Genomic DNA, 23,052 nt, shown 5'->3' on the forward strand with positions numbered 1-23,052 from the left:
TGCATGGTTCCCCCAGGAAAGCGTCCGTCACGCAAAGCGTGCGCGCGGCAAGTCGCCGGACATGTCGGCGGCCTGTTCATGGTTAAGAACGACCCCGTCGCCACTTCCTTTAAGATCCGATGCGATATTTTCGCGCGATTGTCCCCTGCCCTGCATATGCGACTGGGCGGAGGACTGCCCCATCCCTTGACCTTGGCCCTGACCCTGCCAGCCAGCGGCCTGCCCCTGCTGTTGGGACGAGGTCTGGTTGCCGGTGGAATCCGCGCGCGCGGCCTCCGCGACATGCGGCGCACGCTCGATTTTCACTTCGCTGATCCGCACGGCGGACAGGCCCGCGTCCAGTTTGAGCCGGTCGCTATCCTGCCGCAGCGCCAGTTCCGCCAACTCGGTCGCGACCGTCAGACTGACTGCGGTGCCGTTAGTTCCCTGACGGATATCGACCTGAATCGGCCCCAGATGATCGGCGTTGATCTGAAACCGGCCCTGCGCGCCATTGGCCGACAGCCCGGCTATGTCGCGCGCCAGTCCATCGATCCACTGCCCCGATACGCCCATATCGACCACCTGCGCACCAAGGCTGGCCGACAGGTCGACGGTCGGCATGGTGGCCGTGGGCTGAGCCAACGTCGCTTGTGGTGCGACCGGCGCAGCCGTGCCGCCCTGCGTCAGGTTGGACAATAGGGCAGCGGGCGCACCGGCATCGGCTGACGCGGTCGCCTCTACAGTGTCATTCGCAGCACTTTCCTTCGCGCGCGGCGACCGAACGGTCATATGATCGCGCACCATCTGCAACAGCGACAGCGGTTGGAACTTGCCCGCCTTGGCAGGCTCCTTCGCCTCGGCCGTCTGCGCCGTCGTCACCGCCTGTGCTGCGACTGGCGCGGCGTTCGCGGTTTCACCCTGCGCCGCTTCAACGAGCGATGCAGATTGCGCTATCCCTTGCGGGATATTCGCCATCATCGCCGGTTGGATAGGCGGCGTTGGGGCGAGCGCTACAGGCGCCTGCGCATCATCATCCGCAGCAGCATCCGTCGTCGCGACCTCAGCCTCGTCATTCGTCTGCGCCACATCCTCTTCTGCCTCGACAGGCAGAGCAACTGTCATGTCAGGCACCGCCGCCTCTTTTGCAGCGACAGGCTTTCCCGATGTGTCGACCGGCAACTCTTCGGCAGGCGCGACGATCGCACCGGGGCGGGACGCCAGCGCAGCCGCCACGTCCTGCGTCGGCTTTGCCTCGCTCGCGACGGTCGATGCCGATGACTTCGACGGCGCGCTGGCGTCGGTCGTCCGCGCATCCGCCTTGCGCATCATCCCGGCAAAATCGCTCCGCGACGGCGTGGATGCGCCAGTGGCACTGGCGGTCCCTGCCGTCGCAGCGGCAGGAAAGAGTTTCGCCCGCAGGCTGGTCAATAACGTCATGATCCGTTGTCCTGCGACCTTTGCATCCGGCGATAGCGCGGCAGCGCCGCCAGCTTGTTCTCGCGCCATTCCTCCAGTTCCGCGCGGGCGCGTTCCTTCAGGCGACTGGCGATTTCCTTCTCGCGATTGGCGGCGATGGTCAGGCCCTCATGTGCCTCCACCTTCTTCTTCGCGTCGTACAATGCGCCATCGAGCTGCCGCCCGGCCTGTTCCAGCCGGGTCGCCAGTTCCTGCATCGCCGCGAAGGATGCGCCATTGGCCAGCCCTTCCGTCTCGAACAGTTCCTTGCGGACCTTGCCGAGGCGCTCGATATTATAGGCGATGCCATTGGCCTCGTCCCGCGCACGCGCCGTTTCGGCCACGGCCATGGCGTGCTGGACATGGCGTACGCGGAGCACGCGCTGGCGGCGTCCTACCAGCCCCTTCATGCCCCGAACCCGGCAATCAGCGCAGCAGCGCTGGTATCAAGGTCGATCCGGCTCTTCTGATCCTGCCGAATGAAGTCCAGTATCTCCTGACGGCGACGAACCGCTTCATCGATCACCGGATCATTGCCGGGGCGATAGGCGCCCATCAGGATCAGGTCGCGATTTTCCTCATAGGCGGCCCAGAGGCGGCGATAGCCCGCGGCGGCGATACGATGTTCGTCCGGCACCACGTCGGCCATGACGCGCGACAGCGACTTGCCGATATCGATCGCCGGGAAGATCGCCTGTTCCGACAGGCTGCGCGACAGCACGAAATGCCCGTCGACAATGGCGCGGGCGGCGTCGACGATCGGATCGTCGGTATCGTCGCCATCGGCCAGAACGGTATAGAGCGCGGTGATCGATCCGCCGCTACGGGAATCGACACCGGCGCGCTCCACCAGACGCGGGATCAGCGCCAGCGCCGAGGGCGGATAGCCCTTCATCGCCGGCGGTTCGCCCAGCGCCAGCCCGATTTCGCGCTGCGCATGGGCGCAGCGGGTCAGGCTGTCGATCAGCAGCAGCACCTTCTTGCCACGGGCGCGATAATATTCGGCAATCGCAGTCGCGCGCGCGGCCGCGCGCAGGCGCAGCACAGGCGGATGATCGGCCGGCACGGCAACGACGATGCTCTTGTGCATCGCGTGCTTCAGCTTGGTTTCCAGAAAATCGCTGACTTCGCGACCGCGTTCGCCGATCAGGCCGACGACGACGATATCCGCTTCGGCGCCCGCGATCATCTGGCCCATCAGCACGGACTTGCCGACGCCCGAACCGGCGATGATGGCGATACGCTGGCCCCGCCCGGCGGTCAGCAGCGCGTTGACCGCGCGCACACCCAGATCGAAGGCTTCGGTAACACGGCCCCGATCGAGCACATTGCCCTTCACGCCGTTGAGCGGCCAGGTGCCGCCAGCGATGATCGGCCCCTTGCGGTCGAGCGGCTGGCCCATGGCGTCGACCACCCGGCCGATCAGCCCATCGCCCACCTGCACCATGTTCGCCTGACTGTCCGGCTCGACCCGAATGCCATTTTCCAGCGGCGCGTCGGCGTCCAGCGGAACCAGCAGGGTGCGATCACCCCGAAAGCCGACGACTTCGGCGCGGCAGACCGATCCGTCGCTTGCCAGCACGCGCGCACCCGAACCGATCGGACGGCGGAAGCCGGTGACTTCCAGCATACCCGCATCATGGCTGACCAGCCGACCCACATGGCGCGGCTGGCGGTTCTGCACCTGCAAATGATCGAACAGCGTTTCCGCCTGCGCCAGCGCAGCGCGGATCATGCCTTACCCTCCATGTCGTCCATCAAGGCGCGCAGGCGGGACAGGCGCACATCCGGGCCATCCTCGACCCAGCCGTCAGCGGTTTCCAGCCGCACGCAGCCACGCTGCATGCTCTTGTCCGCAATCATCGGCACGCCGATCGCTTCATTTTTCAGCAAATCCGCATCATCGGGATGCAAATGCAACGCGCTCTTGTCCTGATTGCTCTCGATGAAGGCGGCGACGGTGTCGCAGCGCTGTAGCAGCCGCTCCATATCGATTTCGACTTCGCCGACAATCTGTTCGACCAGCCGGACCACGGTGGCGGACAACATGGTGGACAGCATGCCACTAGGCGCGGGCGCCAGCAGTTCCAGCGCTTCGGTCAGGCGATTGCGCGTTTCAGCGTCAGCGGCACAGGCCTGCGCGGTGATGCGCGATCCCTCGTCAAACCCCTGGGTGAAGGCCTCCATGCGGGCCTCCTCCATCAGGTCGATGCCGGCATTGGGGTCTTCTTCCTCCAGCGCTGCTTCCATCGCGGCGCGGACCGTGGCGGTCTGCTGCGCAGGCAGCGCGGTGTAGAGACTGCGAAAACCGCCGCTTTCCGCCGGACGAAAACCGGCGACCGCAACCGGCGCAAAATCCTGAACCGCTTCGGCACCCCAAATCTTAGACAAAGTCGTTGCCCTTCCCGCCGAGCATGATGGTGCCGGCGTCGGCCATGCGACGCGCGGTGGCGATGATCAGCTTCTGCGCGTCGATCACTTCGGCCAGGCGGATCGGCCCGCGTTCCTCGATCTCGTCGGCAATCGCCTGCGCGGCGCGGGCGGACATGCAGCTAAAGATCTTGCCCTTCAGCATGTCGGTCGTGCCCTTGAGCGCCACCACCAGCACCTGGCTGTCGACTGTGCGCATCAGCGTGCCCAGATTCTTATCATCCATGTCGATCAGGTTATCGAAGACGAACATTTCCTCTTCGATGGTCTGGGCGATCATCTTGTCGCGCTTGGCGACGGCCTTCATGATCCGCTGCTCATTATCCTTGCGGACATTGTTCATGATCGCAGCCGCTTCGACCGTGCCGCCGCGCTGCGACGCCGCGCCCTGCTTGCTGACCGGACCGCGCAGCAGCAACTGCTCCAGATCCTCCAGCGCCTCATTCGACACCGGGCCAAGCGTGGCGATGCGATAGACGATCTCTTCCTGATATTCGGACGGCAGCAATTGCAGCACGTCGGCGGCGACCGGCGCCTCCAGATGCGCCAGGACGATCGCCATGATCTGCGGATGCTCCGATTCGATCAGGACTGCAATTTCCTTGGCATCCATCCACTTCAGCATTTCCAGCTGGGTGGAGCGGGTCGGCGGCGTGATGCGCGCCAGGATGGTTTCGGCGCGTTCCTCGCCCAATGCCTTGGTCATCGCGCCGCGAATATGGCGGGTCGCGCCATAGCCGATGGTGGTGCGCTTCTTCGCCTTGGTCACGAAATGATCGAGCGCCTCGTTCACTTCTTCGGGGTCGACATCCTGCACGTCATACATGGCGTAACCAAGCTGGCGGACTTCTTCCGGCTCCAGTCGCGACAGGATCTGGGCGGCCTCATCCTCGTTGAACAGCATCAGCAGGACGGCGGCGGCGGCGCTGCCCTTGAGCGCCTCGGGACGGCCGGGGACGATCTCAGGCATTTTCCTTTTCCTTCTTTGCGTCGCGCAGCAGGTCGCGGACGACCAGCGCGGCACGATCCGGGTCCTGTTTCACGAAATTGCGGATCAGGTCGGCGCGCTGGACATAGTCATAGGTGGAAGAAATCATGTCGAGCGTGACCGGGGCGTCAGGATCGGCGGGCGCTGGCACGGCCGCCTGCTTGTTCAGTTCGCCCGAAATCTCCAGGCCGATGCGCTCGCCATTGGCGCCACTCGCCCCGGCAGCGGCGTCCGTCAGCGCAGCAGGCACTTGCGGCGCAGCGCGGCGCTTGAGCAGCGGGCGGCCAATGCCGAAGACCAGCAGCAGGACGACCAGCAGCGCAGACACATTGCGCACCAGCGGCGACATCCAGTCCGCTTCATACCAGGGGGCGACCGCTTCCTGCGGCTTGACGAAGCTGCGAGAGGAGAGCGCCACCACGTCGCCGCGCGTCTGGTCGAAACCGACGGCGCCCTTCACCAATGCTTCCAGAGCGGCGATTTCCTGTGCCGAGCGCGGCTTGCCATCCGCGCCATTGTCGAGCGCCACGGCAACCGACAGGCGCTTGACGGTGCCGATCGCATCCTTGGTCACGGACACTTCCCGGCCCAGTTCGAAGCTGCGGTTGAAGGTTTCTTCGGTCTTCATCAGCGGATTGGGCGGCGTGCCAGGCTGCTGCTGCGCCGTCTGCCCCTGCTGCACCGCCTGACCATTGGGATTGGTCTGGGTGACAGTGGGGTTGACCGGCGCCTGATTGCTGATCGCGCCGGGAATGCCGCTGGCTTCACCCGTGCCCTGACCGCGCGGGTCCGATGCCCAGGTGCCCTGTTCGGTGCGCAGCCGGGCTTCATCCTGCGGATAGGTTTCGCGGGTGGCTTGACGCTCGGCGAAATTCAGTTCGGCATGGACTTCGGTGGAGAAATTGCCGTCGCCCAAAATCGGCGTCAGCAGCGCGATCACGGACTGGCGATAGCGATCCTCCATCTTGCCCTGAATGGCGAGTTGGCGGTCGTCGGCGGCATTGCCGTCATTATTGCTGAGCAGCCGGCCATTCTGGTCGACCACCGAAATATCCTCCGGATTGAGTTCCGGAATGGACGAGGCGACGAGGTGGACGATCGCGCTCACCTGCGCATCGGTCAGCGTCCGGCCCTGCGACAGGCGCAGCATCACTGATGCCGACGGCTTGGTCCGGTCGCGCAGGAACACGCTGGGCGCTTCCACGGCCAGATGCACCTTGGCGGTTTCGACGCTGTCGATGGCCTCGATCGTGCGGGCAAGGTCCGTTTCGCGGGCCGAACGCAGCTTTTCATTCTCGACCGCGCGGCTGGCCCCCATCGGCAGGCTGTCGATCATGCTGTTGCCGTCGGGCGCGCTCTTGGGCAGGCCCTGCGCGGCGAGCATCATCTTCGCCTTGAAATAATCGCCTTCGCCCACGGTCATCGCGCCGCTGCTGTCGAAGTCGTACTTGATGCCGCTCTGGTCCAGCACCTGCGCGACGGCCGACTTGTCGGCATCCGGCAGGGCACGGAACAGATCGCGCTGCGGCGGTTCGCGCAGCGCCATCCAGGCCATGCCGGCAACCGCGACGGTGCCGAGCAGGCCCAGCAGCGGCAGGCTCTTCGCCACGGCGGGCTGCTTGATGAAGCCGGTGAAGCGCGCCTTGAGCGCGTCGAAGCCCTTGGCCCCGCCCCCGAAGGAGGAACCGGCGGGCAGAGCAGGCGCTGCGGCGCCGACATTGGTGCTGAGTGCGTTCTCGCTCATGGTTTAGACCGGCATGCTCATAATGTCCTTATAGGCGGACAGGAGTTTATTGCGGACTTGCAGGGTCGCCTCGAAACTGACCGACGCCTGTTGCTTGGCCAGCATGACGGCGGCGATATCCGTGGTTTCCCCGCGCTCGAACGCAGCGGCGGCTTCGCCGGCCTGATTTTGCAGGCCGTTGACTTGATTGAGCGCGCTGTTGAGCGCTTCGGTGAAACCACCGGGCTGCGTGCCCTGCGTGGCGCCCGCGCCCGTCGCCCCGCCGACATTGCCGGTCGAGGAAACATCACGCAGGGCGGCATTTTTTTGCAGGATGGCGTTGCGGATCGCCATCACGCTGTCGGTGGGAGAAATTCCGGTCATGCCCTATCTTCCCCTCAAGCCGCAGCCAGCTCGCGCATCTCGGCGAGCCGATAGCGCAGCGTGCGTTCGGAAATGCCCAGCTTGCGGGCGGCGGCGGCGCGATGGCCGTCGGTTTCGCGCAGGGCGATGCGGATCGCCTCCAGCTTGGAGTGGCGCGCCACATCGCGCAGGCGGATCGGCTCGGCCGGAATGACCAGTTCGACCGGCGCGACGATCGGCTGCACGATCGGTTGCGACGATGCCTGAACCGGCAGCACCGCGATCTGCGGGGCCGACCCCAGATGCAGGTCGCCCCCCTCGATCCGGTCGCCGTCACGCAGCACCAGAGCGCGCTGAAGCACATTGCCCAGTTCGCGGGCGTTGCCCGGCCAGCCATGCGCGCTCATCTTGTCGAGCGCGGCGGCGGTCGGCCAGACGAACCCACCCTTGCCCATATCCTGCAAGCGCAGCAGCATGGCGGCGGCAATGGCGCTGATGTCGCCACGGCGCTCGGCCAGCGGACGCAGTTCCAGCGGCATGACGTTCAGACGCCAGTAGAGATCTTCGCGGAAGCGGCCAGCGGCGACTTCCTCGGCCAGGTTGCGGTTGCAGGCGGCAATAACGCGCACATTGACCGGCACCGGATGAGTCGCCCCGACGGGAAGAACTTCGCCTTCCTGCAAGGCGCGCAGCAGCTTGGCCTGGAGCGCCAGCGGCAGTTCGGCGATTTCGTCGAGCAGCAGCGTGCCGCCGTCCGCCGCCTGAAACAGGCCTTCCGATGCATTGGAAGCGCCGGTGAAGCTGCCCTTCTTGTGGCCGAACAGCATTGCTTCCATCATGGTTTCGGGCAGCGCTGCGCAGTTGACGGCAATGAAGTCATGCCCGTTGCGACCCGACTGGGCGTGCAGGAAGCGCGCCATGCCTTCCTTGCCGGTGCCGGTGTCGCCCTGGATCAGGACCGTCGCATCGCTGCGGGCGACCCGGCCAGCCAGCGTCATCAGACGCGCGCTGCTGCTGTCGCCGATCGCGGGAACCGAAACGGGACGCGCGAGTTCAGCAATCAGGGCAAAGGCAAAGCCCATGTCCGCGATGCCAAAAGCGACGCGCGCAGGCAGGCCGTTAGCAGCGGCAACCAGAGACGGCGCACCGTCGATCAGGTTGATCAATATGTCGCGATGGGTGGCATCACCAATCTCGGTTGCCAGTAAAACCCGACGACTATCCTTTTCTCGCGGGCTGGCGGCATCCACGATCCGTACCGCATAAAGCGCATTCTCGAGCCAGTGCTGCAACCCGGGAACGAGCGCGCAGACGCCACGGCTCACGTCAAGTGATGACATGAACAAAACCCCACATTTTGGCCGGCTTGTACCCCCGTACGCCCCAGTCCCCTTCGATGGTTAATATTTACCGCCGATGTGGTTATCAGATGGTTAATGCCGGTTGCCGCCTGCCGCAGACCGGCAATTTTTTTCCGCCGGAACCGGCAAATTGCCCGGCTTCTGTTTTACGCGCGCGCGTAAGAGGCTGGCGATAGGGTATTTTTCGAAAAAATGATGGCCGGCGCTAAAAGCCTGCGGCACCCCGCCGTTATCCCCTTTCGAGGCCGCAAGCGTCTGATGACAGCGACCTGATGAACGGAAAGGGAATATCATGACTGTTATCGGAACCAACACTGCGGCGCTGCGCTCGGCCAATGCTTCGTCTTCGGCTACCAAGGCTCTCAGCACCGCCATGGAACGTCTGTCGACCGGCAAGCGCATCAACAGCGCCAAGGACGATGCCGCCGGCCTCGCCATCGCTTCGAGCATGACCGCCCAGATCAAGGGCATGACCCAGGGCGTCCGCAACGCCAATGACGGCATTTCGCTGGCGCAAACGGCGGAAGGCGCGCTCGGCGAAGTCAGCAACATGTTGCAGCGTATGCGTGAACTGACCGTCCAGTCGCTGAACGGCACCAACGACGACGACGCCAAGGCAAACATCCAGGCGGAAGTTGCCCAGCTCCAGACGCAGATCACCGACACGCTGACCAACACGGAATTCAACGGCACCAAGCTGTTCGCTTCGGACCAGACCATCTCGATCCAGGCCGGCGCCAACGCCACCGACAAGGTCGACATCGAACTGACCGACGTGCTGACCGGCATGGCCGGCGCACTGGCCGTTGACGCTTCCGCGCCGACCGACGCCGACCTGACCACCTTCGACGATGCGCTGAAATCGATCGCCACGTCGCGGGCCGATCTCGGTGCGGTGCAGAACCGCCTCGAATCGACGGTCAACAACCTGACCAACAACATCACCAACCTGACGGACGCCAAGAGCCGCATCGAAGACGCCGACTTCTCGGCCGAAACGACCGCCTTGGCCAAGCAGCAGATCCTGAGCCAGGCGTCGACCGCGATGCTGGCCCAGGCCAACCAGAGCCAGCAGGGCGTGCTGAAGCTGATCGGCTAAGCCCCAACGAGATTGGCGGGCTGAGGTCATGGTCACCTGACAGTCCGCCAATGTGACCCCCGGCGCATCAACAGTCCCCACCGCGCCGGGGGTTCACACCTTCGATCGAACGACCAACTATATCGAAGCCTCCGTCCCCCCGGGCGGAGGCTTCTTTGCGCCTCCATGGATACAAGGCTTGGCTCGACCGTTCACGCCGTCCATGATGACGTCCATGACCCAGATAGACCGGCGCGCGATGATCGCCGCCACCGGCGCAGCCCTCCTCTTCCCCGACATGCTCTTGGCCCAGACGAAGGCGACCGCCTTCTCCTGGGAAAAGCTGGTCGCGCTGGCGCAGGGGCAAGCGCGCGCGCCCTATCGGGAGACGCCGCTCCATCCCGGCGCGGCGAAGGTGGACTATGACGCGCTGCATGGCGCGCGCTTCCGCGACGATCGCACCTTGTGGGGCGATTTGCCCGGCGACACCGGCATCCGCTTCTTCCCCTTGTCGGCCAATGCCGCGCAACCGGTTTCGATCGCGATCGTGGAGAAGGGCCGCGCCACGCCGCTCCGCTATGACCCGACCATGTTCGATGCGCCTGCCGGCAATGCCGTCGCCGCGCTGGGGCCGGATGCTGGCTTTGCCGGCTTCCGCATCATGAATGCAAAGCGGGACGGCGACTGGCTGTCCTTCCTTGGCTCCAGCTATTTCCGCGCGCCCAGCCCGCAGAAACAGTTCGGCCTGTCCGCCCGCGCCATCGCCATCAACACCAGCCTGCCGGGCAAAGAAGAATTTCCCCGCTTCACCCATTTCTGGCTGGAACGCACCGGCGCCAGCAACGTCACCGTCTATGCCCTGATGGACGGCGCATCGATCACCGGCGCCTATCGCTTCGTCAGCAGCCTGGGACCGGATGGTGTGCGGCAGGATGTCACCGCCGCCCTCTTCCCGCGCCGACCGATCGAGGAACTGGGGCTGATGCCGATGACCAGCATGTTCTGGTATGATCAGGCCAATCGCACGCAGGGCACGGACTGGCGGCCGGAAATCCATGACAGCGATCTGCTGTCCATCGCCAGCGCCGACGGCAATGTGCACGCCCGCCCCATCGTCAATCCGTCCGCCCCGCATTTCAGCGCCTTCAAGGAAGTCAGTCCCAAGGGGTTCGGCCTGCTGCAACGCGACCGCAATTTCGATCATTATCAGGATGATGGCGTCTTCTACGACCGTCGCCCTTCGCTTTGGGCGACGCCGACCAACCCGCTGGGCGCCGGACAGGTGCGGCTTTACGCCTTCCCCACGGACAGCGAATATACCGACAATGTCGCCGGCTACTGGACCCCCGAGGCCACGCCCCGACCCGGCGCCCGGATCGATGTCGGCTACCGGCTCGACTGGACGGCGGCGCGTGCCCCTGCCTCCTCCAGCCTCGCCATTGTCGAAAATGTCTGGCGCGGGCGCGGCGACAAGCCTGACGCCGACCGGCTGGTGATCGATTTCGCGGGCGTGTCGGGCGACGGCAAACCGGATATCTGGGCCGATGTCAGCGGCGGCATGCTCCTCAAACAGGCCGGTTATCCGGTGCTGGGTCAGGACCGGCTGTTCCGCGTGGTGCTCGACATAGCGCGAAATCAGGGGAAAACGGCCGATATTCGCCTGCAATTGCGCCGCGGCAATCGTGCATTCAGCGAATATGTGCATTATGCGCTCGGCGCGTGAAGGGAACCCTCTGGCCAAAGAGGGGTTCTGACGCCTTGGGATAGTAGCAAGCGGGTCTGATCAGCATGGAACAGGGAAGCGCACGGCCGGCGGGGCCGGGTGGCGAAGATGAGCCATTGAAACGGGCCTTCGAACGGGTTCCGCCCGAAAGCCCGCTCGCCATGCCGGAGCAGGATTTCTCCACCGCCCCGCCGCCGGTCGCACGGCGGCGCTTCAATATCGACCTGTGGGCACGGCGCCTGCTGGTCGTCCTGCTGGCGCTGATCCCCGCCGCGATGGCCGCGCATGAAATGCGCCGGTCGATCGGCCTCGATGGCATCGATCCGCTGGAGGGCGTCTATCTCACCCTCTTCATTTCCCTCTTCGCCTGGATCGCCTTCGGCTTTGCGACCGCCACCATTGGCTTCCTGCTACTGACCGTCGGCAAGGGCCGCAGCGTCACGCCCCGTCCGCTGCGCGCATCCGAACCGCTGCGCGGCAAGACTGCCATCCTCCTTCCGGTCTGTAACGAGGATTTTCTGGGCGTGCTGGGCCGCCTGTCGATCATGGAGCGCTCTCTGGCGCAGGTGATGGGCGGCGAACGGTTCGAATTTTTCATCCTGTCCGACTCCAACCCGGAAAATGGCGAGCATGAACGCGGCGCCTATCTGGAAATGCGCGGCTCTTTCTCCCGCCCCGTCCATTATCGTCGCCGCGCGCTCAATATCGGGCGCAAGCCGGGCAATATCGCCGAATGGGTGCAGCGTTTCGGCGGCGGCTACGACTATATGGTCGTGCTGGACGCCGACAGCGTGATGAGCGGCCAGACCATGGCCCGCCTTGCCGCCGATATGGAGCGGCATCCCCATGTCGGCCTGATCCAGACCGTCCCCACCGTGATGGGCGCAGCCACCCTCTTCGCCCGCTGGCAGCAATTTGCCAGCCGCCTGTTCGGCCCGATCTCCGCCGCCGGCATGATCTGGTGGGCCGGGTCCGAAGGCATGTTCTGGGGCCATAACGCCATCGTGCGCGTGCGCGCTTTTGCCCAGAGTTGCGGCCTGCCCGAACTGCCCGGCCGCGCGCCCTTTGGCGGCCATATCATGAGCCATGACATGCTGGAGGCGGCGCTGCTGCGTCGTCGCGGATGGGATGTGCATATGGTGACGGCCGAAGACAGTTTCGAGGAATTTCCGCCTTCCATGCCTGACGTCTTCACCCGCGATCGCCGCTGGTGCCAGGGCAATATCCAGCATGTTCCCTTGCTGGTGAAGATCGCCGGCCTGCATCCGGTCAGCCGTTTCCAGTTGCTGGTGGGCGCCAGCGCCTATTGCACCTCGCCCATGTGGCTGGCGCTGATATTGGTGGTGCTGGGCGGCGCGGCCAGCGGCTTCTGGCCACCCGCCGCCATCCTGCCGTCGGGCGGGCTGCTGGCGGTGACGGCCGTGCTGCTGTTCGGGCCGAAAATCCTGTCGATCCTCTGGGCCATGGCGGACCCGGCGCGCCGCATCGGCTTTGGCGGCGCGGCGCGCATGACGCGCGGCGTGATCGCCGACGTGCTGCTGTCTATCCTGATGGCCCCGGTCGCGATGCTGACCCAGACTATCAACCTGTTCGGCATCCTGATGGGCCGCAAGAGCAGCTGGAACGGCCAGACCCGCGACCGCGACGGCATGGCCATCACCAGCGCGATCTGGCTGTTCAAATGGCATCTGCTGCTGGGTGTTGGCCTGACCTTGCTGGCGATCCGGGCCGGCGCATTGGGCTGGACCCTGCCGGTGGTCGTGGGCCTGTTCGCCGCGCCCGTGCTTGCGGCGATCACCGCGCGAAAGGATCTGGGGCGCAAGGCGGAAGAAAGCGGCCTGTTTCAGGTTGCCGATCCGTGGTGGCGGACACAGGGCTATCGCCCGCTGCGCTTCCGCTGGCCCACGAGCGCCGGTCGACGCTCAAGCCGCCTGCCTGCCAACGACGAATGAGGGACAGGCCATCGCTGTCCTACCAGCCGCCCCTCCACTACATTGCAAATGCCGGCTGACGCTCACCTTCCCCTCGACATTAAATTTCCAACATTTGTCCGAAAATGTCGAAACTTACGGGAAATATGCGAAGTTAAGCGACGAATATCCTATTGACGACCAGCGGCTAGAGCCGGGTGCTCTAAACAAAATCCGTTCGTCCTGAGCCTGTCGAAGGACGCGCGCAACGTCCTTCGACAGGCTCAGGACGAACGGAGACTGGGCGCTTCCAATTTAACGAACGACATTCCAGACGATCAATCGTTCCAGTCGCGCAGCTTTTCCCGCAGCTTGTCGAGCGCAGCCTTCTTGATCTGGCAGACCCGCGCCGCGCCGATATCCAGCGTGTGGCCGATTTCCTCCAGATTCAGTTCCTCGACGAAATAGAGTTGCAGCACCATCGCCTCGCGCTGGGGCAATTCGCCGATACAGGCGGCCAGCGCCTTCTTCAGCGATTCGCGCTCCATCACATCGTCGGCGCGATCCTCGACATCGGCGAACCACATGGACTGGTCCGAATAGACTTCGTCCATGCTGGTATGCTGCACCATCTCGACACTGTCGGCGACCTCGCGATAGGCAGCGGGCTCCAGCCCCATCTCCACCGACATTTCCGCCTCGGTCGGCAGGCGGCCGAGCTTCTGCTCCAGCGCGTTCCGCACCTTGCCCAGTTGCTTGCGCCTGGTCATGGCGGACCGGCACAAGGTCGCCTGCCTGCGCAGATGATCGATCATCGCGCCGCGCACGCGCAACTGCGCATAGGCGGCAAAGCCCAGCCCGCGATCCTCAAAGCTGTTGGCGGCCTCGACCAGCGCGACCATGCCGATCTGGAGCAGGTCTTCGACTTCGATCGCGCTCGATACGCGACCATGGACGTGCCAGGCGATCTTGCGCACCAGCGGCATATATTGCCGGGCCAGCCGTTCCGGGCTGTTTGCGCCGGGCTTGGCATAGGTATGGGCGCCAACCGTGATCTTGTTCATATACATGGCTCAGCCTTTCCTCAGGCCACTCGTTCGCGCTGCGGCAGCGGGTCATGGCGCGGCGCAGGTCGGGATTCGCTTCCTACCACCGCAACCACTTCCACTCCCTTACCGTCGGGGATTTCCAGGAAGGACAGCACCGGCGTTTCGGGCAAATGCGGCTTGAACAGGCGGGCCAGCGCCCGGCGCGCGACCGGCGAGGTGACGATGGCGAAATTGCGGGCCTGCCCCAGCATCGGCCGGGCGGCATGCACCACCGATTCGACGATGCGGTTGGCAAGGCTGGGTTCGATCGGATGCTTGGCATCGCCCGCAACCCGCATGGCCTGCGCCAGCATCGCTTCCAGATCGCCGTCCAGCGTGATGACCGGCAGCGGCATCTTCACCGGGACCAGGCCCTGAATGATGAGCGCGCCAATGCGCTGACGCACCGCTTCGACAAGTTGCTCCGGCGTCATGTCCGGGCGGGCTCCATCGACCATCGCCTCGCAAATGCGGCGGAAGTCCTTGAGCGCAATGCCTTCGGACAGCAGTGCACGGCAAAGCCCGCTGATCTGCGTCAGGCTCAGCAGGCCGGGCGTCAGCCCTTCCACCAGCTGCGGCGCGGCGTCCTTCAGATTGTCGAGCAGCTTGCGGGCTTCGTCCAGGCCGAACATTTCGGCCGCGTTCATCGCGATCAGCTGGTTGAGGTGCGTGGCGACCACCGTCGGCGGATCGACCACCGTATAGCCAGCCACCACGGCTTCGCTGCGCTTGGCCTGCGAAATCCACACCGCGTCCAGCCCGAAGGTCGGATCTTTCGCCGCGCGGCCCTGCACCGTGCCCTCCAGCGCGCCACTGTCGAGCGCGAGCAGATCGTCGGGCCAGATTTCATCTTCACCCACCACGACACCGGCAATGGTGATGCGATACTGGTTGGGCTCCAGCGCCAGATTATCCTTCACGCGGACCATCGGCACGACAAAGCCCAGTTCCTTGGACAGCTGGCGACGAATACCGGTGATCCGGGCCATCAGCGGCGCGCCCTTGCGCTCATCCACCAGCCCGATCAGGCCATAACCGATCTCCAGTCCCAGCACGGCGCCGTCCGACACATCGTCCCACTCGATCAGCGCCGGGTTGGGCGCGGGCGGCAGAGGCGCCGGTTCGGCAGCCTTCTTCTGCTTGGCGGCACGCAATTGCCAGGCGATGCCGCCCGCAACCGCCGCGGCCGGCAGGATGATCATGTGCGGCATGCCCGGCAGGACGCCCAGAAAGCCCAGAATGGCGGCAACCGGAATCCACGCCTTGCCCGTGCCGAACTGGCCGGCGATCTGACCGGACAGGTCGCCTTCGCTCTTGACGCGGGTGACGATGGAGGCCGCTGCAATCGACAGCAGCAGCGCAGGAATCTGCGCCACCAGCGCGTCGCCGATCGCCAGAATGATATAGGTCTGGGCCGCTTCACCGATCGCCAGCCCATGGCTGACCACGCCCAGGATGATGCCGCCGATGATGTTGATCACCAGAATCAGGATGCCCGCGACCGCATCCCCCTTCACGAACTTGCTGGCGCCGTCCATCGAGCCGTAGAAGTCCGCCTCGGTCGCGACTTCCTGACGGCGGATCTTGGCTTCTTCGGGCGTCATCAGGCCGGCATTGAGATCGGCGTCGATCGCCATCTGCTTGCCGGGCAAGGCGTCCAGGGTGAAGCGCGCCGACACTTCGGACACGCGGCCCGCGCCCTTGGTGATGACCACCAGGTTGATGATCATCAGGATCGCGAAGACGAAGATACCGACGACATAGTCGCCGCCGATCAGGAAGTGACCAAAGGCCTCGATCACCTGACCTGCCGCATCCGCGCCCTCATGCCCCTGCACCAGCACGACGCGGGTCGACGCGACGTTCAGCGCCAGCCGCAGCAGGGTCGCGAACAACAGCACCGTCGGGAAGCTGGAAAAGTCGAGCGGCTTGGCGGCATTCAGCGCTACCATCAGCACGGCAAGGCTGATCATGATATTGGTGATGAAACCGATATCCAGCATGACCGCCGGCACCGGCACCATCATGAACACAACGACCATCAATGTCGCGAACGGCAGCACGGCGCCCTTGACGGCGCTCATCCAGATTTTCGCTTTGACTTGGGCAGGGGACATTCTGGCCGTTACCTTCCGAGGGTGGCAAGCATGAGATAGGCGAGACGCGCCGTCTGCGGTTGCGGCTTGACCATGATGTCAGGCTGCTCGCTCAGGCGCTGGGTTTCGATCCGCACATAATCGGCGGGCTGCACCGTCTTCGCCCCGCTGGGCAAAGATGTGTCGGCATATTGGGTGGGACCGCCAAGGCTGTCCGAACTCCTCTGGAGCTTGGCAGCGAAGCGATCGCGAATTTCGGAGAAGCTGCGGGCATTGCCCTGCTTGTCGTAGAAGATCGAACGGTTGGCGCGCGCCGCCGCCGGGAACAGCGATGCGGCCGTGGCGTCGGGCGCTCGATCATGCACCGACAGGAATTTGGATGCCCCGCCCACGCCCAGAAAATGGGCGAGATAGAGATCGACCGGTTCGGCCTCGCGGCCCAGCTTCGATTCCAGATAGGCCTTGTTGTCGGCGGCATGTTCGGCCGCCATGACGGAGGCCGTTTCAGGATGCTTGCGCAGGTCCAGTATCTGCTGGCGCAATTCGGGGTCGGACACGGTGTAGCGGCCGTTGCTGCCCCGGCTGATCGCATCAGCGGCCCAGCCCAGGCCATATTCGGCGCCATGCTTGTCGACAACGGCGAGCCAGCTCTGATCGATGAACTGATAAAGGCCGGTGGCGGACGATGTCGCCGCGCGCGCCGTGGGATTGAGGCTGGATTCGATCTTCGCCTGACCCAGCAGATAGCTGAAGTCCACGCCGGTACGACGGCTCGCCATCGCAATCGCGTTGGTCACGCGATTGCCGGTCGATCCCGACGTTGCCGATATGTCTGCGAAAGCCGACACTGAACCCAAATCCTCACTTTGCTAGCGAGGACATTAGAGCAAGGCTTGTGCCAATATTTGGTTAACGCGGCCGCAAGAAAATGGAGGCAGCACAACGAAAAACGGCGCCCGCAGGCGCCGCTTTAGGATTAACCAAAGAAATTTTCAGCGGCCGTAGGTCAAGGGAGCCGCCCGCGCACCATGCGCCGCCAGGATCGACAGACGCTGGCTGCTATGATCAGCCAGCAGGCTGACTCGTATCCGCGCGCTTTCCAGCAGCGGCATCATCGCGCTCAGCCGCTCGACCACAGCCGGTTCGGATCGCCAGGCGCCGATCGCCCTCACAGCGGAAGCCGCGTGGCTGACGCGATTGCTGGCGGTTTCGATGGCCACCGCATCGCTGCTGCCCAGAACATCGCGGAGATCCTCGAACGCATCGAACAGATCATCCAGCGCAGCAAGACCGAGCGGCATTATGGCTATTCCTTATGCGGCGGATGGCAGGTCGAGTTCGACCATGCGATCGGCAATGGCATTGGCATCGACCGGGTAGTTGCCCGAAGCGATGGCGGACTTGATCGCGGCGATACGGTCCATGTCGACCGGCGCGCCTTCGGCGGCCATGCGTGCAGCAGGACTGGCCGAAGCCGACGCGGAAGCAGCCGTCGTCGATCCGGTAGCCGTGGACGCGCGGGTCTTGCCACCTTCTCGCAGGCTGGTCGCGCCGATCGCGCTGCTGATGCTCTGGCCCACAGAGTTGATCATTGGGTAAAATCCTTCACTCGTCCCTCAGACCCTATAACGGACAAGTTCAAAAACTATTAAATCCCGGAATGCGCACAACCCCCATTTCCACGACTTGGGCGAAAATCGGCGCACTTTTCTTGTCTTCGCGCACCCGGATCGTCTCGCCCATGGCGCCATCTTCGTCGGCGACCATCATCCGCGAGACGCTGAAAGCCGAATTTCCGGCCAAGAGTTGGACGGGATCGCCCTTGCGCACGACATTGTCCTTCGGCGCAACCGGCGCAGCGCGGGTAAAGCGATTGGCGGCCGCATGGCCCGGCAACGGACCCGAAGCGGCGGCCGACGCGCCCGCCACCAGCGGTACGCGGATACGCCAGCCCAGCGCCGCACATTGCACCATCGCCGCGCCGAATATCGGGCCTTCGACGGTCGGCGTCGCCGGACAGGCCGCCAGCCGCAACCGGCGATCGACCGGCGCAGCGGGGCCGCCCGGTTCGCCCAGATTGGCGCCCACGGTCATCGCCACCAGGCTGTCGATACGGTCGAGATTCTCGAATTTCTGCTGCGCCGCTGCGGGCTGGACGTTCGTCAGCGCGGCGGCGGCGAGAAGGATGGACGATACTCGAAACACGGCTTGTCTCCTGATGAGGCGGACAGTCTATCCCGTGATTTCAGCAATATCCGTGCCAACCGGGGTCAGTTGGCTTTCAACGGCGCCGGTGCGATGCGGATCACCTGCCCCTGCCCGCTCTTGCCATCGGCCTGATCCAGGCCGCGAATCGACAGTCGTCCCTGCGCGATGCCATCCGCCCGCAGCGCCCTTGCGACGGCACCCAGACGGGCGGCGGCCAGATCCCATTCGTCGAAGCGCTGACGCGACGGATCGGTGCCATGACTGCGAATTTCCACGCCACCGGCATCCCTGTCGAAACGGCGCGCTACGGCGGATAGACGCGCCCTGCCCGCCTGCGTCAACAATGCCTCACCCGGTGCGAAGAGTTGGGCAGCGGGCAGTTCCACGCCCTGCGCCATGGCCCGGCCGCCAAATTGCTGGCTGACCTGCGCCAGCATGGCGTCACGACGCGATCCGCTAGCCTGAAGCAGCACGAAGAAGGCGAGCAGCAGCAACAGCAGGTCGGCGAAACTCACCGCCCAGCGATTGCGCCGACCGATCGCGGCGGAAGGAGCGATCATGCGACCTCCCGGATGGATGCGCGGCGCAGCGGGGCGTTTTCCCGCCGTGCGATCGCCAGCATCCGGTCCGCCGCTTCCCGCTGCCAGGCCAGTTCCCGTTCGGACAGGTCGGCAAGGCGGGCGGCAATCGGCGCGGCGATGATATTGGCGATGACCACGCCATAGAAGGTGGTGAGAAGGGCCAGCGCCATGGACGGCCCAAGCGCGGCAGGATCGTCCATCGCGGCAAACATGCCGACCAGCCCGACGATCGTACCGGCCATGCCCAGCGCGGGCGCAGCGTCGGCGATAGACAGCCAGACCTTGTGCACGGCGCCATGGCGCTGCGTCCGGTCGGCCAGGGTCTGGACCACCCAAAGCTCGAACATGTCGGTACGGTCGCAATTGGCGAGCTTACGCGCGGCTTCGGTCAGGAAGGGACTGGCAGTCTTCACCCGGTCGGTGCAGGACAGGCCCCGCAACTGCGCCACCTGATCGATCTTCAGCATTGCGGCCCGCGCCGCATCGCGATCCCGAGAGGGATCGGCGGTAAATAGCGGCCGCAATGCCGATAGGGCCCGACCCATCGACCCGGCGCCATTTTGGAACAGGGCCACCAGCGCGATCCCTGCCAGCATGGCCAGCAAGGTCAGCGGATCGAACAAATGGCCGAAAATCGCTATCATGAAAGCCCTGGTCCCTTGCCGTCTCTTCTGTCGTCTCGTCGCCCGGCGGCAACGCCCTGCCGCCGACCGGCAAAAAATTGCCGCCCTTGCCGCCTCTCCCTGCAAGCCCCCTGTTTCCGGGAGATTTCAGCACCATCCTGCGTCACCCACGCAAAATGGCACGGCTCTTGCTGATATCAGGCTGGATCACCCGCAGGAGACGCCATCAGGCTTCAGAACGGCGGGGGGATCAAAACCTTTAGGGCAAAGATGAGCATGTCGGTCGAAGACAATCTGTTCGGGATACATGGAAAGGCGCTGGCGCTTCGTTCGCAGCGCCTGTCCCTGCTCGCGTCGAACATCGCCAACGCCTCCACGCCCAATTACAAGGCCCGCGACATCGATTTCGAGGCGGCGCTAAAGGAAGCGACCAGCCAGACCGGCAAGTCGGCCACCGACGTATCGCAGGCCGTAGACGATGCCATGGGCTATCGCGTGCCGCTGCAACCCAGCCTGGACGGCAACACCGTCGAACTGAGCACCGAACAGACTTTGTTCGCCGAAAATGCGGTCAAATATCGCACCACCCTGTCCTTTCTGGAGGGCCGTATCAACACCATCAACCGCGCGCTGAAGGGAGAATGAGCATGAGCGGCTCAAGCCCCATGAACATTTTCGACATTGCCGGGCGCGCCATGAGCGCGCAGCTCGTGCGTCTGAACACCACCGCTTCCAACATGGCCAATGCCGGCAATGTCACCGGCAGCGCGGCGGAAGCCTATCGCGCGATCAAACCCGTGTTCGAATCCGTGACCGACAGCCCCGGCGTTTCGACCGTAAAGGTCAAGAATGTCGTGACCAGCAGCGCGGAGCCGACCAAGCGGCACGATCCCAACCATCCGCTGGCCGACGCCAATGGCGATGTCTGGGAATCCGCCGTCGATAGCAATGCGGAGATGGTCGACATGATCGAGACCGCCCGCATGTACCAGAATAACGTGCAGGTGCTCAACACCGCCAAATCCCTGATGCTGGAAACCATAAGGATCGGCAAATGACGACGACCTCCACCGTCACCGACAGCGCGGGCCTTTCGGTCTATAATCCCACCGCGACGACCGGCACCGGCAAGTCGGAAATGGGCCAGTCCGATTTCCTGACGCTGCTGACCGCGCAGATGCAATATCAGGACCCGTTCGAGCCGGTCGACAATAGCGAAATGGTGTCGCAGATGGCGACCATCACCAATTCGAGCGGCATCGCGGAGATGAACTCCACGCTCAAATCGCTGGCGTCGGAACTCACCGGCACGCGCCTTGGCGATGCGGCAAGCTGGATCGGCAAGTCGATGCTGGTCCAGAGCAATGTCGCGGTGCCTGACAGCGGCGGCTATTATGCGGGGCAGATCACCCTGTCGTCCGCCAGCGACGCGGTCAGCGTCGATCTGGTCGATGGCGACGGCAATGTCGTCAAGACGATCGATCTGGGCGCACAGAGCGCCGGCGATGTCAGTTTCTACTGGGATGGCAAGGACGACACGGGCGAAACCGCGTCGACATCCTCGCTGCAAGTGAAGGTCAACGGCGGCACGACCAGCAAGGTCGCGACCTGGGCCACGATCGCCGCCGTCCAGTCACCCGCCGACGGTTCCTCCTCCAAACTCATCACCGCGCTCGGCAGCTACAGCCCGTCCGACGCGATCAGCCTGATGTAATTTTCACTACCCACATATCCTTTTCACCCAAGGAGCAACGCCATGTCCTTCTACACCTCGCTATCGGGCCTCAAGGCCGCGCAGACCGACCTTTCCGCCATCTCCAACAACGTCGCCAACGTCGGGTCGACCGGCTTCAAGAAGAGCACGGTTGCCTTCGGCGACATCTTCGCGGCCGCGCCGATGCAGACCACCAACAAGACCGCCGGTCAGGGCGTTCGGGTGCAGGGCGTGAACCAGCAATTCACCCAGGGCACGATCGAAACCACCGACAAGACGCTGGATCTGGCGATCACCGGCGAAGGCTATTTCACCGTCAAGGGTGAGGATGGCACCATCAGCTATACCCGCAACGGCGCGATGGCGGTGGACGACGATCGCTATGTGGTCGACACCACCGGATCGCGCATTCAGGTTTTCGCGGTCGATGCCGACACCGGCGCGCAGACCACGACCGCCAGTTCGACGGCTGACCTGGTCGACCTCCAGATCCCCACCACCTACAAGGGCGAGGAAACCGGCGCACAGCTGACCAGCGTCGGCGTGGGCAAGGATGGTCTGGTTTCGGCCGTCTATGCCGACGGCAGCACCGTCTATCTGGGTCAGGTCGCCATGGCATCCTTCAACAATCAGGAAGGCCTGCGGCAGGAGGGCGACGCCCATTGGAGTTCGACCGCTGACAGCGGCACCCCCATTTTGGGCACCGCCAATCAGGGCATGTATGGCGCGATCAGCTCGGGGTCACTGGAACATTCCAACGTCGACATCACCGAGGAACTGGTGGCGCTGATCTCTGCCCAGCGCAATTTCCAGGCGAACAGCAAGGCGATCGAGGCAGCGAACACGCTGACAACGACTATCGTCAACCTGCGCACCTAAGCATAGCCACGGGATAGGATAGTCAGCCCATGGACCGGCTCGTCAATACGGCACTTACGGCAATGCGCGGCGCGATGGCGCGGCAGGCGTCGATTTCGAACAATCTCGCCAACGCCAATACCGTCGGCTTTCGCGCCGAAATCGCCAATGCCGAGACGCGCTGGATCAAGGGCGACACGTTCGATACCCGGGCGCAGGCTTCGGAACAGGTGATCGCCGCCGACATGGCGCAGGGGGCGGTCACCGAAACCGGCAATCCGCTGGACGTGGCCCTGAATGGCGACGCCTTGCTCGCCGTTCAGGCCGCGGACGGCAGTGAAGCCTATACACGCCGCGGTGACCTTAAAGTATCCGAAAGCGGGCTGTTGACCACCGGAGACGGCCTGCCCGTGCTGGGCGAAGGCGGTCCCATCACCCTGCCGCAGATGGACAGCGTGTCGATCGCGGCGGACGGCAGCATCTGGGGCGTGCCGCTTGGCGGTGATCCCGCCAATCCGCAGCAGGTCGACAAGCTGAAACTGGTCAATGCCGCCGGCTCCAGCATCGCCAAGGGCACGGATGGCCTGTTCCGCGAAGTGAATGGCGGCGCTTTGCCCGGCGATCCGCTCGCCACCGTGACAGCGGGATCGATCGAAGGATCGAACGTCAATTCCACCCAGGCGCTGGTCCAGATGATCGAAGCGAGCCGGGCGTGGGAAACGCAGATCAAGATGATCGATACCGCCAAGCAGCTGGACGATGGCGGCGCTTCGCTGATGCGCCTCGACAGCTGAGGCAGATGGTTAATATTGGCACGCATCTTGCTGTGTCTGACGCATAAGCATCCCTAGGGACGCCGCACGGAGATTGA

The 23,052-nt window shown here is 64.3% G+C and carries 25 protein-coding genes; 8 read left to right on the top strand and 17 right to left on the bottom strand.

Annotation, left to right across the window (positions count from 1 at the left end; all coding sequences use genetic code 11):
• Positions 1-27: 27 nt before the first annotated feature.
• From BMX92_RS02040 to BMX92_RS27635, 9 genes are all read right to left on the bottom strand, one after another.
• Positions 28-1,419 carry a hypothetical protein gene (locus BMX92_RS02040; RefSeq protein WP_093010986.1) on the bottom strand — a complete coding sequence of 464 codons (1,392 nt, stop codon included), beginning with the start codon at positions 1,417-1,419 and terminating at the stop codon, positions 28-30.
• Positions 1,416-1,847: a hypothetical protein gene (locus tag BMX92_RS02045; RefSeq protein ID WP_093010989.1), complete on the bottom strand. Its 432-nt coding sequence runs from the start codon at positions 1,845-1,847 to the stop codon at positions 1,416-1,418. The genes BMX92_RS02040 and BMX92_RS02045 overlap by 4 nt, the downstream gene beginning before the upstream one ends.
• Positions 1,844-3,172, bottom strand: a complete 1,329-nt coding sequence (locus BMX92_RS02050; RefSeq protein ID WP_093010992.1) for a FliI/YscN family ATPase — start codon at positions 3,170-3,172, stop codon at positions 1,844-1,846. The genes BMX92_RS02045 and BMX92_RS02050 overlap by 4 nt, the downstream gene beginning before the upstream one ends.
• On the bottom strand, positions 3,169-3,828 hold the full coding sequence (locus BMX92_RS02055) for a FliH/SctL family protein (RefSeq protein ID WP_093010995.1): 660 nt from the start codon (positions 3,826-3,828) through the stop codon (positions 3,169-3,171). The genes BMX92_RS02050 and BMX92_RS02055 overlap by 4 nt, the downstream gene beginning before the upstream one ends.
• Positions 3,821-4,837 carry a flagellar motor switch protein FliG gene (gene fliG / locus BMX92_RS02060; RefSeq protein ID WP_093010998.1) on the bottom strand — a complete coding sequence of 339 codons (1,017 nt, stop codon included), beginning with the start codon at positions 4,835-4,837 and terminating at the stop codon, positions 3,821-3,823. Before fliG ends, BMX92_RS02055 begins: the two co-directional genes overlap by 8 nt.
• On the bottom strand, positions 4,830-6,599 hold the full coding sequence (fliF, locus tag BMX92_RS02065) for a flagellar basal-body MS-ring/collar protein FliF (protein ID WP_093011001.1): 1,770 nt from the start codon (positions 6,597-6,599) through the stop codon (positions 4,830-4,832). The genes fliG and fliF overlap by 8 nt, the downstream gene beginning before the upstream one ends.
• A 3-nt stretch (positions 6,600-6,602) precedes the next feature.
• Entirely contained in the window at positions 6,603-6,962 is a 360-nt protein-coding gene (gene fliE / locus BMX92_RS02070; protein WP_093011004.1) for a flagellar hook-basal body complex protein FliE, read from the bottom strand.
• Positions 6,963-6,976: 14 nt separating this feature from the next.
• Positions 6,977-8,281 (bottom strand): sigma-54 interaction domain-containing protein, encoded by a 1,305-nt coding sequence (locus tag BMX92_RS02075; RefSeq protein ID WP_093011007.1) that lies wholly within the window; start codon positions 8,279-8,281, stop codon positions 6,977-6,979.
• A gap of 93 nt (positions 8,282-8,374) precedes the next feature.
• Positions 8,375-8,677: a hypothetical protein gene (locus tag BMX92_RS27635; RefSeq protein WP_218145727.1), complete on the bottom strand. Its 303-nt coding sequence runs from the start codon at positions 8,675-8,677 to the stop codon at positions 8,375-8,377.
• Between BMX92_RS27635 and BMX92_RS02080 the strand changes: the two genes are divergently transcribed.
• The 3 genes from BMX92_RS02080 to mdoH all read left to right on the top strand — a co-directional run bounded on the left by BMX92_RS02080 (position 8,595) and on the right by mdoH (position 13,055).
• The gene (locus tag BMX92_RS02080; RefSeq protein ID WP_093011010.1) at positions 8,595-9,401 is read left to right on the top strand and encodes a flagellin N-terminal helical domain-containing protein; all 807 of its coding nucleotides are present in this window, start codon (positions 8,595-8,597) and stop codon (positions 9,399-9,401) included. The genes BMX92_RS27635 and BMX92_RS02080 overlap by 83 nt on opposite strands.
• 214 nt (positions 9,402-9,615) lie before the next feature.
• Entirely contained in the window at positions 9,616-11,103 is a 1,488-nt protein-coding gene (locus BMX92_RS02085; RefSeq protein WP_093011338.1) for a glucan biosynthesis protein, read from the top strand.
• A 65-nt stretch (positions 11,104-11,168) separates the two neighbouring features.
• The gene (mdoH, locus tag BMX92_RS02090; protein WP_093011013.1) at positions 11,169-13,055 is read left to right on the top strand and encodes a glucans biosynthesis glucosyltransferase MdoH; all 1,887 of its coding nucleotides are present in this window, start codon (positions 11,169-11,171) and stop codon (positions 13,053-13,055) included.
• 296 nt (positions 13,056-13,351) lie between these two features.
• Here mdoH and BMX92_RS02095 read toward each other — a convergent pair whose 3' ends face one another.
• The 8 genes from BMX92_RS02095 to BMX92_RS02130 all read right to left on the bottom strand — a co-directional run bounded on the left by BMX92_RS02095 (position 13,352) and on the right by BMX92_RS02130 (position 19,630).
• Positions 13,352-14,083, bottom strand: a complete 732-nt coding sequence (locus tag BMX92_RS02095) for a sigma-70 family RNA polymerase sigma factor (protein WP_093011016.1) — start codon at positions 14,081-14,083, stop codon at positions 13,352-13,354.
• Between the two features lie 14 nt (positions 14,084-14,097).
• Positions 14,098-16,218, bottom strand: a complete 2,121-nt coding sequence (gene flhA / locus BMX92_RS02100) for a flagellar biosynthesis protein FlhA (RefSeq protein WP_093011019.1) — start codon at positions 16,216-16,218, stop codon at positions 14,098-14,100.
• An 8-nt stretch (positions 16,219-16,226) separates the two neighbouring features.
• Positions 16,227-17,045: a flagellar biosynthesis protein FlgJ gene (locus BMX92_RS02105; protein ID WP_093011022.1), complete on the bottom strand. Its 819-nt coding sequence runs from the start codon at positions 17,043-17,045 to the stop codon at positions 16,227-16,229.
• A 144-nt stretch (positions 17,046-17,189) separates the two neighbouring features.
• Positions 17,190-17,498: a hypothetical protein gene (locus tag BMX92_RS02110; protein ID WP_093011025.1), complete on the bottom strand. Its 309-nt coding sequence runs from the start codon at positions 17,496-17,498 to the stop codon at positions 17,190-17,192.
• A gap of 12 nt (positions 17,499-17,510) precedes the next feature.
• Positions 17,511-17,789: a flagellar biosynthesis anti-sigma factor FlgM gene (flgM, locus tag BMX92_RS02115; protein WP_093011028.1), complete on the bottom strand. Its 279-nt coding sequence runs from the start codon at positions 17,787-17,789 to the stop codon at positions 17,511-17,513.
• 46 nt (positions 17,790-17,835) lie between these two features.
• Positions 17,836-18,402 (bottom strand): flagella basal body P-ring formation protein FlgA, encoded by a 567-nt coding sequence (locus tag BMX92_RS02120; RefSeq protein WP_093011031.1) that lies wholly within the window; start codon positions 18,400-18,402, stop codon positions 17,836-17,838.
• Positions 18,403-18,467: 65 nt separating this feature from the next.
• Complete coding sequence (locus BMX92_RS02125; RefSeq protein WP_093011034.1) at positions 18,468-18,965, bottom strand: flagellar motor protein MotB; 498 nt, start codon at positions 18,963-18,965, stop codon at positions 18,468-18,470.
• Entirely contained in the window at positions 18,962-19,630 is a 669-nt protein-coding gene (locus BMX92_RS02130; protein ID WP_093011037.1) for a MotA/TolQ/ExbB proton channel family protein, read from the bottom strand. Before BMX92_RS02130 ends, BMX92_RS02125 begins: the two co-directional genes overlap by 4 nt.
• 255 nt (positions 19,631-19,885) lie before the next feature.
• Here BMX92_RS02130 and flgB point away from each other — a divergent pair, with 255 nt between their 5' ends.
• The 5 genes from flgB to BMX92_RS02155 are packed head-to-tail and all read left to right on the top strand — an operon-like array spanning position 19,886 to position 22,975.
• On the top strand, positions 19,886-20,254 hold the full coding sequence (flgB, locus tag BMX92_RS02135) for a flagellar basal body rod protein FlgB (RefSeq protein WP_093011340.1): 369 nt from the start codon (positions 19,886-19,888) through the stop codon (positions 20,252-20,254).
• Between the two features lie 2 nt (positions 20,255-20,256).
• On the top strand, positions 20,257-20,667 hold the full coding sequence (flgC, locus tag BMX92_RS02140; RefSeq protein WP_093011040.1) for a flagellar basal body rod protein FlgC: 411 nt from the start codon (positions 20,257-20,259) through the stop codon (positions 20,665-20,667).
• Entirely contained in the window at positions 20,664-21,323 is a 660-nt protein-coding gene (locus BMX92_RS02145) for a flagellar hook assembly protein FlgD (RefSeq protein ID WP_093011043.1), read from the top strand. The genes flgC and BMX92_RS02145 overlap by 4 nt, the downstream gene beginning before the upstream one ends.
• Before the next feature lie 42 nt (positions 21,324-21,365).
• A complete protein-coding gene (locus BMX92_RS02150) occupies positions 21,366-22,202 on the top strand; it encodes a flagellar hook-basal body complex protein (RefSeq protein WP_093011046.1) in 837 nt (278 codons plus the stop codon).
• A gap of 29 nt (positions 22,203-22,231) precedes the next feature.
• Positions 22,232-22,975 (top strand): flagellar basal body rod protein FlgF, encoded by a 744-nt coding sequence (locus tag BMX92_RS02155; RefSeq protein ID WP_093011049.1) that lies wholly within the window; start codon positions 22,232-22,234, stop codon positions 22,973-22,975.
• Positions 22,976-23,052 lie beyond the last annotated feature (77 nt).

The sequence above is a fragment of the Sphingobium sp. YR768 genome (assembly GCF_900111125.1).
In the GTDB taxonomy this organism is placed as follows: Bacteria; Pseudomonadota; Alphaproteobacteria; order Sphingomonadales; family Sphingomonadaceae; genus Sphingobium.